The sequence below is a fragment of the Streptomyces sp. MS191 genome (assembly GCF_008042125.1).
Lineage (GTDB): Bacteria > Actinomycetota > Actinomycetes > Streptomycetales > Streptomycetaceae > Streptomyces.
The window spans coordinates 1,578,767-1,594,998 of sequence record NZ_RDBI01000040.1; the positions used below are offsets into that span (position 1 = coordinate 1,578,767).

General features: G+C 72.1%; 13 protein-coding genes. 5 read left to right on the forward strand and 8 right to left on the reverse strand.

Annotation, left to right across the window (positions count from 1 at the left end; genetic code table 11):
• The 6 genes from EAO71_RS14195 to EAO71_RS14220 form a co-directional block, all read right to left on the reverse strand.
• The coding region (locus tag EAO71_RS14195; RefSeq protein WP_147979289.1) for an alpha/beta hydrolase at positions 1-578 on the reverse strand (578 nt) is incomplete at its 3' end.
• 230 nt (positions 579-808) lie between these two features.
• Positions 809-1,441 (reverse strand): DUF4291 domain-containing protein, encoded by a 633-nt coding sequence (locus tag EAO71_RS14200; RefSeq protein WP_147978071.1) that lies wholly within the window; start codon positions 1,439-1,441, stop codon positions 809-811.
• A gap of 77 nt (positions 1,442-1,518) precedes the next feature.
• Positions 1,519-3,021, reverse strand: a complete 1,503-nt coding sequence (gene mmsA, locus EAO71_RS14205) for a CoA-acylating methylmalonate-semialdehyde dehydrogenase (RefSeq protein ID WP_147978072.1) — start codon at positions 3,019-3,021, stop codon at positions 1,519-1,521.
• Positions 3,022-3,035: 14 nt separating this feature from the next.
• Positions 3,036-4,904, reverse strand: a complete 1,869-nt coding sequence (gene iolD, locus EAO71_RS14210; RefSeq protein ID WP_147978073.1) for a 3D-(3,5/4)-trihydroxycyclohexane-1,2-dione acylhydrolase (decyclizing) — start codon at positions 4,902-4,904, stop codon at positions 3,036-3,038.
• Complete coding sequence (iolB, locus tag EAO71_RS14215; protein WP_147978074.1) at positions 4,901-5,707, reverse strand: 5-deoxy-glucuronate isomerase; 807 nt, start codon at positions 5,705-5,707, stop codon at positions 4,901-4,903. The genes iolD and iolB overlap by 4 nt, the downstream gene beginning before the upstream one ends.
• Positions 5,708-5,726: 19 nt before the next feature.
• On the reverse strand, positions 5,727-6,587 hold the full coding sequence (locus EAO71_RS14220; protein ID WP_147978075.1) for a Cgl0159 family (beta/alpha)8-fold protein: 861 nt from the start codon (positions 6,585-6,587) through the stop codon (positions 5,727-5,729).
• Positions 6,588-6,814: 227 nt separating this feature from the next.
• On the opposite strand from EAO71_RS14220, the gene EAO71_RS14225 reads away from it, so the two are divergent.
• Both EAO71_RS14225 and EAO71_RS14230 read left to right on the forward strand, forming a co-directional pair.
• A complete protein-coding gene (locus tag EAO71_RS14225) occupies positions 6,815-7,126 on the forward strand; it encodes a heavy-metal-associated domain-containing protein (RefSeq protein ID WP_147978076.1) in 312 nt (103 codons plus the stop codon).
• 116 nt (positions 7,127-7,242) lie between these two features.
• Positions 7,243-9,504 (forward strand): heavy metal translocating P-type ATPase, encoded by a 2,262-nt coding sequence (locus EAO71_RS14230; protein ID WP_147978077.1) that lies wholly within the window; start codon positions 7,243-7,245, stop codon positions 9,502-9,504.
• 412 nt (positions 9,505-9,916) lie between these two features.
• Here the strand turns inward: EAO71_RS14230 and EAO71_RS14235 are convergent, their stop codons facing one another.
• Positions 9,917-11,206 (reverse strand): citrate synthase, encoded by a 1,290-nt coding sequence (locus EAO71_RS14235; RefSeq protein WP_147978078.1) that lies wholly within the window; start codon positions 11,204-11,206, stop codon positions 9,917-9,919.
• Positions 11,207-11,432: 226 nt separating this feature from the next.
• Positions 11,433-13,652: an SF1B family DNA helicase RecD2 gene (recD2, locus tag EAO71_RS14240; protein WP_147978079.1), complete on the reverse strand. Its 2,220-nt coding sequence runs from the start codon at positions 13,650-13,652 to the stop codon at positions 11,433-11,435.
• 92 nt (positions 13,653-13,744) lie between these two features.
• On the opposite strand from recD2, the gene EAO71_RS14245 reads away from it, so the two are divergent.
• The 3 genes from EAO71_RS14245 to EAO71_RS14255 form a co-directional block, all read left to right on the forward strand.
• Positions 13,745-14,203 (forward strand): DUF937 domain-containing protein, encoded by a 459-nt coding sequence (locus EAO71_RS14245; protein ID WP_147978080.1) that lies wholly within the window; start codon positions 13,745-13,747, stop codon positions 14,201-14,203.
• 153 nt (positions 14,204-14,356) lie between these two features.
• Positions 14,357-15,763 carry a hypothetical protein gene (locus EAO71_RS14250; protein ID WP_261992129.1) on the forward strand — a complete coding sequence of 469 codons (1,407 nt, stop codon included), beginning with the start codon at positions 14,357-14,359 and terminating at the stop codon, positions 15,761-15,763.
• A gap of 116 nt (positions 15,764-15,879) precedes the next feature.
• On the forward strand, positions 15,880-16,232 hold a 353-nt coding region (locus EAO71_RS14255; protein WP_261992130.1), incomplete at its 3' end, for a dihydrodipicolinate synthase family protein.

Below are 16,232 nucleotides of genomic sequence, written 5' to 3' on the forward strand. Positions count from 1 at the left end.
ATCCCGGCCCAGAGCTTCTTGAAGACACCGTCCGGGAAGAGCGCGTCGGCCAGGTTCCAGTACGTCATCTGGGGCGCGATCGCGTCGACCCGCGGGTCGTACCCGGCGGCGAGCAGCGAGATCGCGCCGCCGTAGGAGACGCCGGTGACGCCGACCCGCGGATCGCCGTCCTTGTCCAGCCGCACCTCGGGCCGGCGCGCGAGCCAGTCGACGAGCTTGCGGACGTCCTCGACCTCGTGCGCGGGATCGTTGAGCCCGATCCGTCCGGTGGAGGCACCGAAGCCGCGCGCGGACCAGGTCAGGACGGCGTACCCGTCGCGGGCGAGCCTCTCCGCCTGGGCGCGCACGTCGTCCTTGGAGCCGCCGAAACCGTGCGCGAGCAGGACGGCGGGACGACGGCCGCCGCTGCCGTCCGTGAAGTACGAGGTGTCGAGCCGCGCCCCGGGCACGTCGAGCACCTGGTCCGCGCGGTCCACGGGGGACGGGTCGTCCGAGGCGACGGCGGTCCAGGTGCCGGCGCCCGCGAGCACGGCGAGGGCGGCGGTGACCGCGGCCCACCGGGGAAGTCGGAGCTTCATGGGTCCGAGCCTAGGCGGACGTCCGGGGTGGTACGGCTGCCGGAAGGCGGAAGTCGGCGGCCTCCCCGAGAGGTACGCCGCCCGGCGCGCGTACACCAGGCGCGGTATGCGGGGCGGACGGCGGACAGGGCGGGGCGTCGCGACGTCCGCAAGGCGCGGGAGCGGCTGGGGATGGTCTTGCCGATCTCGCCGGCCTCCCGACGTCCTGATCGACAGGACACCAGACACCCTCAGGGCGTGTTGCGGGCCGGGGCGGTGGCGGGCTCCTCGGCGACCAGGTGCGCGATCAGTTCGGGACCGGCCGGGTAGGGCCGTTCCTCGGGCAGTTCCGCCCGGGCGGCGTCGAGCTCGCCGGCCCGTACGAGGGCGTGGATCCGGTGGGCGAGCGGGGTGACGTCCCGGATGCCGACCGTCCACTCGTCCGCGTAGCGGCGCGAGGCCTCCCCCGCGAGCCCCAGCTGGAGGGAGCGGTACGGCAGGGCGGCCAGCCGCAGGTCGCGTTCGGGGTCCCACTGGACCCGGGCCGGTGACCGCCGCAGCAGGCGGCTCCAGGCGTCGCGATCGGGGTGGACGCCGCGGACGTAGTGGGAGAGGCAGGCGTTGCGCAGGGCCCAGGCGAAGCCGGCGTGGGTGATCTCGACGGCGAGGACGGTCTGCTGGCCCTCCTTCAGGCCCCAGCCGCAGCGGTACATCATCCACAGGAACGACGGCTTGATCCAGGTCATCCGCTCCCGCTTCCAGGCGGCCGGGAAGCGCCCGTCGCGCGCGGCCGGGAGGCCGAGTGAGGGGTCGTACGCCTGGTAGACGGTCACCGTCGACTCGGTGTACAGGGCGCGGATCTGATGCTTCGGAGGGACGGACATGGCCCCCAGGATGCGCCGTCGCGCGCCCCGGGGGCCAGTCGTTTTGCGGATCGGGTCGGCGTCCCGCCGGGAGTCCGTCAGTGGTTGCGCGGGAAGCCCAGGTCCACGCCGGAGGGCGCCTCGGACGGGTCCGGCCAGCGGGTCGTGACGACCTTGCCGCGGGTGTAGAAGTGGACGCCGTCGTTGCCGTAGATGTGGTGGTCGCCGAAGAGCGAGTCCTTCCAGCCACCGAAGGAGTGGTAGCCGACGGGGACCGGGATCGGGACGTTCACGCCGACCATGCCGGCCTCGACCTCCATCTGGAAGCGGCGGGCGGCGCCGCCGTCGCGGGTGAAGATCGCGGTGCCGTTGCCGAACGGCGAGGCGTTGATGAGGGCGAGGCCCTCCTCGTAGGTCTCGGTGCGCAGCACGCACAGCACCGGGCCGAAGATCTCGTCCTGGTACGCCTTGGCGGTGGTGGGGACGTGGTCCAGGAGCGAGAGGCCGATCCAGTGGCCTTCCTCGTAGCCCTCGACCGTGTGGCCGGTGCCGTCGAGGACGACCTCGCAGCCCTCGTCCGCCGCGCCCTTCACGTACGAGGCGACCTTGTCGCGGTGGACGGCCGTGATCAGCGGGCCCATCTCGGAGGCCGGGTCGTTGCCGGGGCCGATCTTGATCTTCTCGGCGCGCTCGCGGATCTTCTCCACCAGCTCGTCGGCGATGTGGCCGACGGCGACGACCGCCGAGATCGCCATGCAGCGCTCGCCGGCGGAGCCGTACGCCGCCGAGACCGCGGCGTCGGCCGCCGCGTCGAGGTCCGCGTCGGGCAGCACCAGCATGTGGTTCTTCGCGCCGCCCAGCGCCTGGACGCGCTTGCCCCGCGCCGAGGCGGTGGTGTGGATGTGGCGGGCGATCGGGGTCGAGCCGACGAAGGAGATCGCCGAGACGTCCGGGTGCTCCAGGAGCCGGTCGACGGCCACCTTGTCGCCGTGCACGACGTTGAAGACACCGTCCGGCAGGCCCGCCTCGGCGAGCAGCTCGGCGATCTTCAGCGAGGCGGACGGGTCCTTCTCGCTCGGCTTGAGGATGAAGGTGTTGCCGCAGGCGATGGCGAGGGGGAACATCCACATCGGCACCATGGCCGGGAAGTTGAACGGCGTGATGCCGGCGACGACGCCCACGGGCTGGCGGATCGCGGCCACGTCCACCCGGTTCGACACCTGCGTGGACAGCTCGCCCTTGAGCTGGGTGGTGATGCCGCAGGCCAGGTCGACGATCTCCAGGCCGCGGGCCACCTCGCCCAGCGCGTCCGAGTGCACCTTGCCGTGCTCGGCGGTGATCAGCTCGGCGATCGCGTCGCGGTTGGCGTCCAGCAGCGCGCGGAACTTGAAGAGGACGGTGGTGCGCTGGGCCAGGGACGCCGTGCCCCACGTCTCGAAGGCGGCCTTGGCGGTGGCCACCGCCGCGTCGACCTCCTCCACCGAGGCCAGCGCGACCCGCGTGGTGACGGCGCCGGTGGCCGGGTCGGTGACCGGGCCCCAGTTGCCCGACGTGCCCTCGACGGTCTTGCCACCGATCCAGTGGTTGACGGTCTTCGTCATGACGAATTGCTCCTTCAGAGATGGCGGCGTCGGGCGGTGACGTGCCGGGCGTACTCCTCCCGGGCCTTGACCGCCGACGTACGGGTCGAGGTCTCGGCCACGGGCACATCCCACCACGCCTGGGCGGGGGGCGGGCCCGACACTGTGTCTGCCGTTTCGGTCTCGACGTAGACACATGTGGGGACGGTCGCCGCCCGGGCGTCGGCGAGGGCTTCTCGCAGGTCACGCACGGTGTGTGCACGCAGCACCCGCATGCCGAGGGAGGCCGCGTTGGCGGCCAGGTCGACGGGGAGGGGCGCTCCGGTGAAACTGCCGTCGGGGGCCCGGTAGCGGTAGGCGGTGCCGAACCGCTCCGCGCCGACGGCCTCGGAGAGCCCGCCGATGGACGCATACCCGTGGTTCTGCAGGATGACCATCTTGATCGGGACTCCTTCCTGGACCGCCGTGACGATTTCGGTGGGGTTCATCAGATACGTACCGTCACCGACGAGCGCCCACACGGGCCGGCCTGGCGCGGCGAGCGAGACCCCGATCGCCGCCGGGATCTCGTAGCCCATGCAGGAGTACCCGTACTCCACGTGGTACTGGTCGGCGGAGCGGACACGCCAGAGCTTGTGCAGGTCGCCGGGAAGCGACCCGGCCGCGTTGATCAGGATGTCGTCCCCGGTGACCAGGGTGTCGAGTACGCCGAGGACCTGGGTCTGCGTGGGGCGGGCGTCCTCGTCGGGGGTGGCGTAGGCCGCGTCGGTCCGCTCCTGCCAGTCCCGCTTGGCGGACTCCCACCGGACCTCGCCCGGCGGGTGGTCGCCGAGGGCCTCGGTCAGGGCGGCGAGCGACTCGCGGGCGTCGCCGACGAGGGGCAGCGCGCTCTGCTTGTGGGCGTCGAAGCCGGCGATGTTCAGGTTGAGGAAGCGGGCGTCCGCACGGAAGAGGGTGCCGGAGGCGGTGGTGAAGTCGGTGTAGCGGGTGCCGACGCCGATGACCAGGTCGCTGGTGCGGGCGAGCGCGTCGGCCGTACCGGTGCCGGTGTGGCCGATGCCGCCGACCTCGCAGACGTGGTCGTACGGCAGGACGCCCTTGCCGGCCTGGGTGACGGCGACGGGGATGCGGGCCCGCTCCGCGAAGGCCCGCAGGGCGTCCTCGGCACCGCTGTACCTGACGCCGCCGCCGGCGATGATCAGCGGCCGTTCCGCCGCCCTGACCGCCCGTACGGCCGCGTCGAGTCCGGCCGTGTCGGGGCGGGGCCGGCGGACCGTCCAGGTCCGGTCGGCGAAGAACTCCTCGGGCCAGTCGTACGCCTGCGCCTGGACGTCCTGCGGCAGCGCGAGGGTGACCGCGCCGGTGGCGACGGGGTCGGTGAGGACGCGCGCCGCGGCGAGCGCGGCCGGGATCAGCGACTCGGGGCGGGTGACGCGGTCGAAGTACACCGAGACGGGACGCAGGCAGTCGTTGACCGAGACATCGCCCGCGTGGGGGACTTCGAGCTGCTGGAGGACGGGGTCGGCGGGCCGGGTGGCGAAGGTGTCGCCGGGCAGGAGCAGCACGGGAAGACGGTTGACGGTGGCCAGGGCCGCGCCGGTGACGAGGTTGGTGGCGCCGGGGCCGATGGAGGTGGTCACGGCGTGGGCGGAGAGGCGGTTGGACTGGCGGGCGTATCCGACGGCGGCGTGCACCATGGCCTGCTCGTTGCGGCCCTGGTGGAAGGGCATCCGGCAGGCGGGGTCGCCGGCGTACTCGACGAGGGCCTGGCCGATCCCGGCGACGTTGCCGTGCCCGAAGATGCCCCAGGTCGCGCCGATCAACCGCCGCCGCTCGCCGTCGCGTTCGGTGTACTGGGCGGCGAGGAAACGCACGAGTGCCTGGGCGACGGTGAGGACGGTCACCGGTATCCCTCCGCGTGGTCGGGGTGGAAGCAGATCTTCCACTCGCGCTCGGGTCCCGGTCCCGCCATGACGTTGAGGTAGTACATGTCGTGTCCCGGCTGGGCGATCGACGGGCCGTGCCAGCCGTCGGGGACGAGCACGGCGTCGCCGCTGCCGACCTCGGCGAGCAGGTCGGCGCCGCCGGGCCGGGAGGGCGAGATCCGCTGGTAGCCGACGCCGGACCGGCGGATCTCGTAGTAGTAGATCTCCTCCAGCTCGGACTCCCGGCCGGGACGGTGCTCGTCGTGCTTGTGCGGCGGGTAGGACGACCAGTTGCCGCCGGGGGTGATCACCTCGACGGCGATCAGCCGGTCGCAGTCGAAGGCGTCCGCCGCCGCGAAGTTGCGGACCCGGCGGGCCTGGCTGCCGCTGCCGCGGACCTCGACGGGAACCTCCGGCGCGGGGCCGTAGCGTGCGGGGAGTCGTCGCTCGCACTTCGCTCCTGCCAAAGCGAAGCGGCCTCCCGCACCGGAGGCGATCTGGGCGCGGGCGTCGCGGGGCACGTACGCGAAGTCGGAGGCTCCGTCGAACACGCTCTCGCGGCCCAGTAGTTCAAGGATCTCTTCGTCGATCTGCACCGTACAGCCGCCGGTGAGCGGAAGCACGATCCACTCGCTTTCCCCGGCTTCCAGGAGGTGGGTGCCTCCCGGGGCGAGTTCGAGGACGCGCAGTGCGGAGTACCCCCAGCCGGCCCGTTCGGGGTCGACATGGAGGGCGTACGGCCCGCGGGAGGCGGTCCCGGCGGGCAGGTGCAAGGAGTTCATGGTCGGTGCCTACCCCTTCTTACAGCAGACTCGCCGCGGTATCGACGGCTCCGGCCACATCGCCGTCCGCCGGGTACAGCAGTGTGCGGCCGACGACCAGGCCCCGGACCGTGGGCAGCCGGAGAGCGCCACGCCATTTCTCGTACGCCTGCTCCTGGGCGTCCTGTCCCGGCCCGGGGTCGCCGCCGAGGAGGACGGCGGGGAGGGTGGTGGTCTGCATGACGCGGGCCATGTCGTCGGGGTCGTCGGTGACGGGGACCTTGAGCCAGGTGTAGGCGGAGGTGCCGCCGAGGCCGGAGGCGACGGCGAGCGAGGTGGTGACGGCCTCGGCGGAGAGGTCGTTGCGGAGCAGCCCGGCCGCGTCGCGCCGGCAGAGGAAGGGTTCGACGAAGACGGGCAGGCTCAGGGCGGCCATCTCGTCGACGGCGCGGGCCGCGGCGTGGAGGGTGCGCAGCGAGCCTGGATCGCCGGGGTCGATGCGCAGGAGCAGCTTGCCGGCGTCGAAGCCGAGGCGGGCGAGGTCCTGGGGACGGTGGCCGGTGAAGCGGTCGTCGAGCTCGAAGGAGGCGCCGGCGAGGCCGCCGCGGTTCATCGAGCCGATGGCGAGACGGTCGTCCAGGGCGCCGAGCAGCAGCAGGTCGTCGAGGACGTCGGCGGAGGCGAGGACTCCGTCGACGCCGGGCCGGGACAGGGCGAGGCAGAGGCGGCGCAGCAGGTCGGCACGGTTGGCCATGGCGTACGGCCGGTCGCCGACGGCCAGCGAGCCGCGGGCGGGATGGTCGGCGGCGACGATCAGCAGCCGGTCGCGGCCCCTCAGGAGGGGCCGGGTACGGCGGCGGGCGGCGGCTTCGGCGACGGCCTCCGGGTGGTGGGCCCGCAGGGTGACGRGCCGGTCGAGGTCGGGTACGAACCCGCCGGGGCCGCCGCGCGCGCCGGGACCGGGAGCGGGACCGGGGACGATGCCCGGGGTACGGCGGTCGCGCGGCGGCCCCGGCGGCCGTCACGCCGGAGAGTCCGTGGCTCCGGTGGATTTTATACCCCCTAGGGGTATAGGCTGTGGCACTGTACGAGCCTGAACCAGCTCCACCTCTCGAAGAGGAGAACGTCATGACCGCCGAGACGAAGACCGAACTTCCCCAGGTCACCGGCAGCTGCTGCTCGCCGTCCGGCTCGTGTCACGACGGTGCGGCGGACGCCCAGGCGGGCGGCGTCACCACCGTCTACGAGGTCAAGGGCATGACCTGCGGGCACTGCGAGGGCGCGGTCTCCGGCGAGCTCTCCGAGCTCACGGGCGTCTCCTCCGTCACGGCCGTCGCCGCCACCGGCCGGGTCACCGTCACCTCCGACGCCCCGCTCGACGAGGAGGCCGTGCGCGCCGCCGTGGACGAGGCCGGCTACGAGCTGGTCGGCCGGGTCTGACCGACCGGCGACCGGGCCCCGACGGCGCCCGGCCGCCCGGCAGGGACGCGTCCCGGCATAGCCCGGCAGGGTCGTACCGTTACACCGGTACGGCCCTGCTCCCTTTGGACGCGCACATGACCTCCAGCACCACCTCCGTGCTCACCACGGAGCTGACCATCGGCGGGATGACCTGCGCCTCCTGCGCGGCACGCGTCGAGAAGAAGCTCAACCGCATGGACGGCGTCACCGCGACCGTCAACTACGCGACCGAGAAGGCGAGGATCACGTACCCGGAGGGAACCGGGGTCGCCGATCTGATCGCGACGGTCGTGAAGACCGGGTACACGGCCGAGGAGCCGCCCCCGCCTCCGGAGCCCGAACCGGAGCCCGAGCGCTCCGTGGAGGGGGCCGGCGACCCCTCCGAGCCGGCCGGCGACGACCCCGCACTCGCCGCGCTGCGCCAGCGGCTGACGGTCTCCGCCGTGCTGTCCGCGCCGGTCGTCCTGCTGGCGATGGTGCCGGCCCTGCAGTTCGACAACTGGCAGTGGCTCTCGCTGACCCTCGCCGCCCCGGTCGTCGTCTGGGGCGCGCTCCCCTTCCACCGCGCCGCCTGGACGAACCTGCGGCACGGCGCCGCCACGATGGACACCCTCGTCTCCGTCGGCACCCTGGCCGCCTTCGGCTGGTCCCTCTGGGCGCTGTTCCTCGGCGACGCCGGCATGCCCGGCATGCGCCACGGCTTCGACCTCACCGCCGATCGCGCCGACGCGTCCTCCGCCCTCTACCTGGAGGTGGCGGCCGGGGTCACCACCTTCATCCTCCTCGGCCGCTACCTGGAGGCGCGCGCCAAGCGCAGGGCCGGCGCGGCACTGCGGGCACTGATGGAGCTGGGCGCCAAGGACGTGGCCGTCCTGCGGGCGGGCGGCGAGGTACGGATCCCGGTGGCCGCGCTGCGGATCGGCGACCGTTTCGTCGTACGGCCCGGCGAGAAGATCGCCACGGACGGCACCGTCACCGACGGCGCCTCGGCCGTGGACGCGTCGCTGCTCACCGGCGAGTCCGTCCCGGTCGACGTCACGACCGGCGACCCGGTCACCGGCGGCTGCGTCAGCACCTCCGGCCGCCTGGTCGTTGAGGCCACCCGGATCGGGTCCGACACCCAGCTGGCCCGGATGGCCAAGCTCGTCGAGGACGCCCAGAACGGCAAGGCGGAGGCCCAGCGCCTCGCCGACCGGATCTCGGCCGTCTTCGTCCCCGTCGTCCTGCTGCTGGCGCTCGGCACCCTGGTGACGTGGCTCCTCGTGACCGACGACGTGACGGCGGCGTTCACCGCGGCCGTCGCCGTCCTGATCATCGCCTGCCCCTGCGCCCTGGGACTCGCCACGCCCACCGCCCTCATGGTCGGCACCGGCCGCGGCGCCCAGCTCGGCATCCTCATCAGGGGCCCCGAGGTCCTCGAGTCCACCCACCGCGTCGACACGATCGTCCTGGACAAGACCGGCACCGTCACCACCGGCCGGATGACGCTGGGCGAGGTGACCGCCCACGAGGGCGTCGACGCGGCCGAGCTGCTGCGCCTCGCCGGCGCCGTGGAACACGCCTCGGAGCATCCGGTCGCCCGTGCGGTCGCCGCCGGCGCCGCCGAGCGGCTGGGATCGTCCGTGGACGAGCTCCCCGTGCCGAAGTCCTTCGAGAACGTGCCCGGCCTCGGGGTGCGCGGCTCGGTCGACGGCCACCTGGTCCTGGTCGGGCGGGCCGCCCTGCTGCGGGCGGAGGAGATCGAGGTGCCCGGGGCGCTCCCGCCCGGGGCGGTGCACGTCGCGTGGGACGGGCGGGCCCGGGGCACGCTCACGGTCGGGGACACGGTCAAGGACGGCAGCGCGGAGGCGGTCGCGCGGCTGCGCGCCCTGGGTCTCACACCGGTCCTGCTGACCGGCGACGCCCGGTCCGTGGCCGAGCGGGTGGCGGCGGAGGTGGGCATCGACGCGGACCGGGTCCTCGCCGAGGTACTGCCCGAGGACAAGGTCGCCGCGGTCCGGCGCCTCCAGGCGGAGGGCCGTACGGTCGCGATGGTGGGGGACGGCGTCAACGACGCGGCGGCGCTCGCCACGGCCGACCTGGGCCTGGCCATGGGCACGGGCACGGACGCGGCGATCGAGGCGAGCGACCTGACGCTGGTGCGCGGCGACCTGAGGGTCGCGGCGGACGCCATCCGGCTCTCCCGCCGGACGCTGGCGACGATCAAGGGAAACCTCGTATGGGCGTTCGGCTACAACGTCGCGGCGATTCCGCTGGCGGCGGCCGGGCTGCTCAACCCCATGATCGCGGGCCTGGCGATGGCCTTTTCGTCCGTCTTTGTCGTGACAAACAGCCTGCGTCTCCGGCGGTTCACGTGAATTCACCTACACGTGACGCACAGGACCTTCACAAAGAGACCTAGATCACAGATATTTGGGGGTAACCATTCGGGCTGTTCGCGAGTCTAAGTGGGCGATGCCAAGAACGTCTTGGGGGACGTTCATGAGATGTCTTGGGGGACGTCTCAGGCAAGCGTTGGCCGGGGCACGTGCTCGGGGAGCTTTGAGCGGCCCTCCCGTACGTACCCCGGCAGACCGCGCAGTCCCACGAAGCCTCTGCTGACACCGGCAGGCGCCCGGCCCGGATCCCGTGGGGGGAATCCGCACCGGGGATATGGAAAGCGCCCCGCTCGCCGACCCGTGGGGGGATCGGCGGCGGGGCGCTTTTCGTTCTGCGGCTCCGGAGCGCCGACGGGTCTCACCCGGCGGCGCCTGCGGGGGTCCGGGACCTTCAGCGGCCCTCGACCGGGACGAAGTCGCGCAGGACCTCGCCGGTGTAGATCTGGCGCGGGCGGCCGATGCGGGAACCCGGCTCCTTGATCATCTCGTGCCACTGGGCGATCCAGCCGGGGAGACGGCCGAGCGCGAAGAGCACGGTGAACATCTCGGTCGGGAAGCCCATCGCGCGGTAGATGAGACCCGTGTAGAAGTCCACGTTCGGGTAGAGGTTGCGCGAGACGAAGTAGTCGTCGGAGAGCGCGTGCTCCTCCAGCTTGAGCGCGATGTCCAGCAGCTCGTCGGACTTGCCGAGCGCGGAGAGGACGTCGTGCGCGGCGGCCTTGATGATCTTGGCGCGCGGGTCGAAGGACTTGTACACCCGGTGGCCGAAGCCCATCAGGCGGACGCCGTCCTCCTTGTTCTTCACCTTGTTGATGAAGGAGTCGACGTCGCCGCCGTTGGCCTGGATGCCCTCGAGCATCTCCAGCACCGACTGGTTGGCGCCACCGTGCAGCGGGCCCCACAGGGCCGAGATGCCGGCGGAGATCGAGGCGAACATGTTCGCCTGCGAGGAGCCGACCAGACGCACGGTGGACGTCGAGCAGTTCTGCTCGTGGTCCGCGTGCAGGATCAGCAGCTTGTCGAGCGCGGAGACCACGACCGGGTCCAGCTCGTACTCCTGGGCGGGGACCGAGAAGGTCATGCGCAGGAAGTTCTCGACGTACCCGAGGTCGTTGCGCGGGTAGACGAAGGGGTGGCCGATCGACTTCTTGTAGGCGTACGCCGCGATCGTCGGCAGCTTGGCGAGCAGCCGGATCGTGGAGAGGTGACGCTGCGTCTCGTCGAACGGGTTGTGGCTGTCCTGGTAGAAGGTGGACAGCGCGGAGACCACCGAGGACAGCATCGCCATCGGGTGGGCGTCACGCGGGAAGCCGTCGAAGAACCGCTTGACGTCCTCGTGCAGCAGCGTGTGCTGGGTGATCTCGTTCTTGAAGGTCGAGAGCTCGTCGACCTTGGGAAGCTCACCGTTGATCAGCAGGTACGCCACCTCGAGGAAGGTGGAGCGCTCGGCCAGCTGCTCGATGGGGTAACCGCGGTACCGCAGAATGCCCTGCTCACCGTCGAGGTAGGTGATCGCGGATTTATAGGCGGCGGTGTTGCCGTATCCGCTGTCCAGGGTGACCAGACCGGTCTGGGCTCGGAGCTTCCCGATGTCGAAGCCCTTGTCGCCGACGGTGCTCTCGACCACCGGGTAGGTGTATTCACCGTCCGCGTACCGCAGTACTACAGAGTTGTCGCTCACGTCATCCCTCACCGACGTAGTGCCTCTTCTTCGAGGTGCCCTGACTGTCTCTACCATCCCCCATTTGGCTCAGGAGAGTGCACTCGGGGTCGACCATTGGGCCATTTGGCGGCACTCAGTGCCGCCAACCTGCTCATCTTGCCCCCTTCGCCCCGCTTCCGGAAGTCCGGGGTCGCCTTTCGCGTGACCATGACGCCGACGGCCCCCGCGACCGGCCCCGCGGGCGTCATGGTCGGGCGGACGGGACGCCGGCGAGCCGGTGGGCCAGCGCGGTACAGCGCCGACCTGCGGAAACCGTACGGACGGCCTGGCCGATGGCCTTGCGGGAGCCGACCAGGACCACCAGCTTCCGGGCCCGCGTGACCGCCGTGTAGAGCAGATTGCGCTGGAGCATCATCCAGGCGCTGTTGGTGACAGGGATCACGACCGCCGGATACTCGCTGCCCTGCGAGCGGTGGATGGTGACAGCGTAGGCATGGGCCAGCTCGTCCAGCTCGTCGAAGTCGTACGGCACCTCCTCGTCCTCGTCCGTGCGCACGGTCAGCCGCTGCTCGTCGACGTCGAGCGAGGTCACGACGCCGACCGTGCCGTTGAAGACGCCGTTGGCGCCCTTCTCGTAGTTGTTGCGGATCTGGGTGACCTTGTCGCCGACCCGGAAGACCCGGCCGCCGAAGCGCTTCTCGGGCAGGCCGGGGCGGGCGGGGGTGATGGCCTGCTGGAGGAGCCCGTTGAGCGATCCCGCCCCCGCCGGGCCCCGGTGCATGGGGGCGAGGACCTGGACGTCCCGGCGCGGGTCCAGACCGAACTTCGCGGGGATGCGCCGGGAGGCGACCTCGACGGCCACCCGGGCGGCGTCCTCGGTCTCGTCCTCGACGAAGTGGAAGAAGTCCGTCAGACCGGTGGTGAGCGGCGGCACGCCGGCGTTGATCCGGTGGGCGTTGGTGACGACCCCGGACTCCTGCGCCTGCCGGAAGATCCGGGTGAGCCGGACGGCGGGCACGGGGCTGTCCGGGGCCAGCAGATCGCCCAGGACCTCGCCCGCGCCGACCGAGGGCAGCTGGTCCACGTCCCCGACGAGCAGCAGGTGGGCACCTGGCGCCACCGCCTTGACCAGCTTGTTGGCCAGCAGCAGATCGAGCATGGACGCCTCGTCCACCACGACCAGGTCGGCGTCCAGCGGCCGGTCACGGTCGTAGGCCGCGTCCCCGCCGGGCTTGAGCTCCAGCAGCCGGTGGACCGTGGACGCCTCGGCGCCGGTCAGCTCCGCGAGCCGCTTGGCGGCCCGCCCGGTGGGCGCGGCGAGCACCACCTTGGCCTTCTTGGCGCGGGCCAGCTCCACGATCGAGCGGACCGTGAAGGACTTGCCGCATCCCGGCCCGCCGGTCAGCACGGCGACCTTCCGGGTCAGCGCGAGCCGGACGGCCTGCTCCTGCTCGGGCGCGAGGGAGGCGCCCGTACGCGTCGCGAGCCAGGCGAGCGCCCGGTCCCAGACGACGTCCCGGAAGGCCGGCATCCGGTCCTCCTCGGTGCGCAGCAACCGGGTGAGCTGGGCGGCGAGCGAGATCTCCGCCCGGTGGAACGGGATCAGGTAGACGGCCGTGACCGGCTGCCCCTCCGGTCCCGGAACCGCTTCCCGTACGACCCCCTCGGGGTCCTCGGCGAGCTCGGCCAGGCACTCGATGACCAGCCCGGTGTCGACCTGGAGGAGCTTCACCGCGTCGGCGATGAGCTGCTCCTCGGGCAGGAAGCAGTGCCCCTGGTCGGTGGACTGCGACAGGGCGTACTGCAGGCCCGCCTTGACCCGGTCGGGACTGTCGTGCGGGATGCCGACGGCCTGGGCGATCCGGTCCGCGGTCAGGAAGCCGATGCCCCACACGTCGGCGGCGAGGCGGTAGGGCTGGTTCCGGACGACGGAGATCGAGGCGTCGGCGTACTTCTTGTAGATCCGCACGGCGATCGAGGTGGACACGCCGACCCCCTGGAGGAAGACCATCACCTCCTTGATCGCCTTCTGCTCCTCCCAGGCGGCGCCGATCAGCCGCGTGCGCTTGGGCCCGAGCCCCGGCACCTCGACCAGCCGCTTCGGCTCCCGCTCGATGACGTCGAGCGTGTCGGTGCCGAAGTGCTCGACGATCCGTTCGGCGATCCGGGGCCCGATGCCCTTGATGAGTCCCGAGCCGAGATAGCGGCGGATGCCCTGGATGGTGGCCGGCAGGACCGTCGTGTAGTTCTCGACGAGGAACTGCTTCCCGAACTGCGGGTGGGAACCCCAACGCCCCTCCATGCGCAGCGACTCGCCCGGCTGGGCGCCGAGCAGCGAACCGACCACCGTGAGGAGGTCGCCGCCGCCGCGGCCGGTGTCGACCCGGGCGACGGTGTAGCCGTTCTCCTCGTTGGCATAGGTGATCCGCTCCAGGACCCCTTCGAGCACCGCCAGATTGGACATGCACCGACGGTAGCGAAGGGGTACGACAGCCCGCCGGGCAGCCGGGGGAACTCGACGTGCCGACCCGCCGGACCGGCCCTAGCGTGTCCGGCATGAGTACCGAAAGCTTCCAGGACGACGTCCTGAACGAGCTCGACGACGACCGCCTCCAGGAGATCGCCGGCCTGCTCGGCACGGACACGGCCGGTGCCCGGCAGCTCGCCGGCACCTCGGTGTCCGAACTCTCCGGCGAGCTGCGCCTCGCGGCGGCCGAGCCGGAGAGCGCGGACGAGGTCCGCCAGGCGGTGGCCGAGGCCGGCACCGCCGAGCCGCAGCTCCAGGGCGTCGCCACGCTCGGCGGGCTGATGACCGGCGGGCTCATGGCCGGGGTCCTGGGCCGGCTCGCGAAGCCGGCGGCGAACGCCGTCGCGCGGCGGACGGGGCTGCCGCCGGCGACGGTGAACCGCGCGGTCGAGCTGCTCGTCCCCGTGGTGCTCGCCGTGGTCACCCGGCGCGCCGCCGCGAAGAGGGGCGCCGACCTCGGCGACATCCTGGGCGGCGGCCGCAGGTAGCTCCGCACTCCGGACGCCGTCCGGACCGGACCGTCGCGCGGCCCGTGCGCGACCCGTGCCTTGCGTGGGAGCAGGACATGACAGAAGATCACGCCTTGTCGTGATCTTCGATGGATCGCGACTGAAGAGACGTTCTCACCACGGGGGTTGGCGATGTCCTCACAGTCCGCAGACCGCATACCGGCGAAGGATTCCCTGCCGGCCGCACGGGCCGCCGAGCCCGGGAGCGGCCCCGAACCGGGCGGTCGCCCGGGCCGCCGGGCCCTGCTCGCCGGACTGACCGGGGCGGGTGCCGTGGTCGGCGGCCTCGCGCTCGGCACCCGCAGCGCCGCGGCCGTCCCCGCCGCCGTGGAGGCCGGGGCGGGGACATACGTGGTCGACGTCGTCGCCAAGGGCGCCGACCCCACGGGCGCCACGCCGAGCGACACCGCGTTCAAGGCCGCCGTGGCCGAGGTGCTCGGCGGCGCCCCCGAGACCGGCGTGACGCCCCGGAAGGTGCTGCTGATCCCGCCGGGCACCTACCTGCTCACCGAGCCCGACCTGCTGCCGCCGACGCAGAACACCGACCCGCAGAACCAGAGCGTCGTCAACGGCATCTCGATCAGCGGTTTCGGCAAGCGCGTCTCCCACATCGTGTACGCGCCGACGGTCCGCGACACCGTGCTGTGGCGGAACATGGACCGCTACAAGAACATCCGGATCAGCGGCCTGACCTTCGAGAGCCAGGACGCGACGGCGACGTTCTGCCGTTCCTACTCCTCGGCGACGTTCGGCGTGCAGGACACCTGGTACACCGACGTCGAGTGGCGCGGCACCTGGAAGGCCGGGATCGTCCTCGACGGCCCGACGGGGGCCCGGTCCAACCTCAACAGCGAGATGGGCTGGGACCACTGCCAGGTGGGCGGTTCCTACGCCGACGCGTTCCTGGTCATGGGCACCGAGCCGGCCGAGCAGCAGCAGGACCAGTTCCTCAACTTCTGGTTCCGCGACTGCAAGGTGGAGTTCCAGTCGGGGATCTTCGTGCGCAACGAGCACGGCGGGTCGATGAACTTCATCGGCGGCTCCTACATCCTGACCGACGACGACTCCACGGGCACCTTCTTCAAGCTGAACGCCAACCCGCCGCGCTCCGACTCGGTCATGCGCCTGTACGCGCAGGGCATCCGCTTCGAGGTGCGGGGCCCGGGACACAAGGTGATCGACTCCTCCTGGTACAAGGGCACCATCACCTTCGTCTCCTGCGACGACACCGCCCGGGCCTACAAGTCATGGGCGGCCGCGGAGGGCGTCCCGCACGTGTACCGCTTCGACGCCGTCAACCCCTCGCGCGGGCCGATGATCCGCTACCAGGACTGCGCGCTGCTCGGCTCCCACCTGGTGACCGCCGCCAACGCGACGACCGCGGGCAAGCTGCTCTACGACGGCTGCCGCCTCGCCAACATGTCGACGGGGACGGGCGCTTCGGGCTTCCTCCGCTGGACGGGCACGGCGCCGTGGTACGAGTTCCGCGACTGCACGCAGAAGGCCGGCGTCCGGCTGGCCGACGCCAAGGTGCCGTAGGCGGGCCGGACCGCCCGGCCGTGTGCGCGACCGGGCGGCCCTGTCCTCACCCCCTCAACCCCGGGCCGCCCGGCCGTGTGCGCGACCGGGCGGCCCTGTCCTCAACCCCGGACCGCGTGCGCGCGGAAGCGCGCGACCGTCTCCTCCAGGACCTCGACGCCGTCCCGTGCCCAGAGCTCGTCGTTGAAGAGCTCGACCTCGATCGGGCCCCGGTATCCGGCCGCGTCCAGCAGCTCGCCCTCGTCGAGGAGACCGGCTCGCAGGCCGTCCTCATGGCCTCCCGCGCCCTGGCGGCCACGGCCCGGAGTGCCGAGGACTACCTCGACACCTACACGCGGCTGCTCCGGCAGTCCGCCGAGCCGGTGATCCTGCACTGGCTCGGGCCGATGTTCGACCCGGCGCTCGACGGCTACTGGGGCTCGGCCGATCTCGACACCGCGACCGAGACCTTCCTGGAGGTCGTCAAGGC

Coding starts and splice junctions, on each gene's coding strand:
- EAO71_RS14225 (WP_147978076.1), top strand. CDS start 6,815: ATGACCGCCGAGACGAAGACCGAACTTCCCCAGGTCACCGGCAGCTGC.
- EAO71_RS14200 (WP_147978071.1), bottom strand. CDS start 1,441: ATGTCCGTCCCTCCGAAGCATCAGATCCGCGCCCTGTACACCGAGTCG.
- recD2 (WP_147978079.1), bottom strand. CDS start 13,652: ATGTCCAATCTGGCGGTGCTCGAAGGGGTCCTGGAGCGGATCACCTAT.
- EAO71_RS14230 (WP_147978077.1), top strand. CDS start 7,243: ATGACCTCCAGCACCACCTCCGTGCTCACCACGGAGCTGACCATCGGC.
- mmsA (WP_147978072.1), bottom strand. CDS start 3,021: ATGACGAAGACCGTCAACCACTGGATCGGTGGCAAGACCGTCGAGGGC.
- EAO71_RS14245 (WP_147978080.1), top strand. CDS start 13,745: ATGAGTACCGAAAGCTTCCAGGACGACGTCCTGAACGAGCTCGACGAC.
- EAO71_RS14250 (WP_261992129.1), top strand. CDS start 14,357: ATGTCCTCACAGTCCGCAGACCGCATACCGGCGAAGGATTCCCTGCCG.
- iolB (WP_147978074.1), bottom strand. CDS start 5,707: ATGAACTCCTTGCACCTGCCCGCCGGGACCGCCTCCCGCGGGCCGTAC.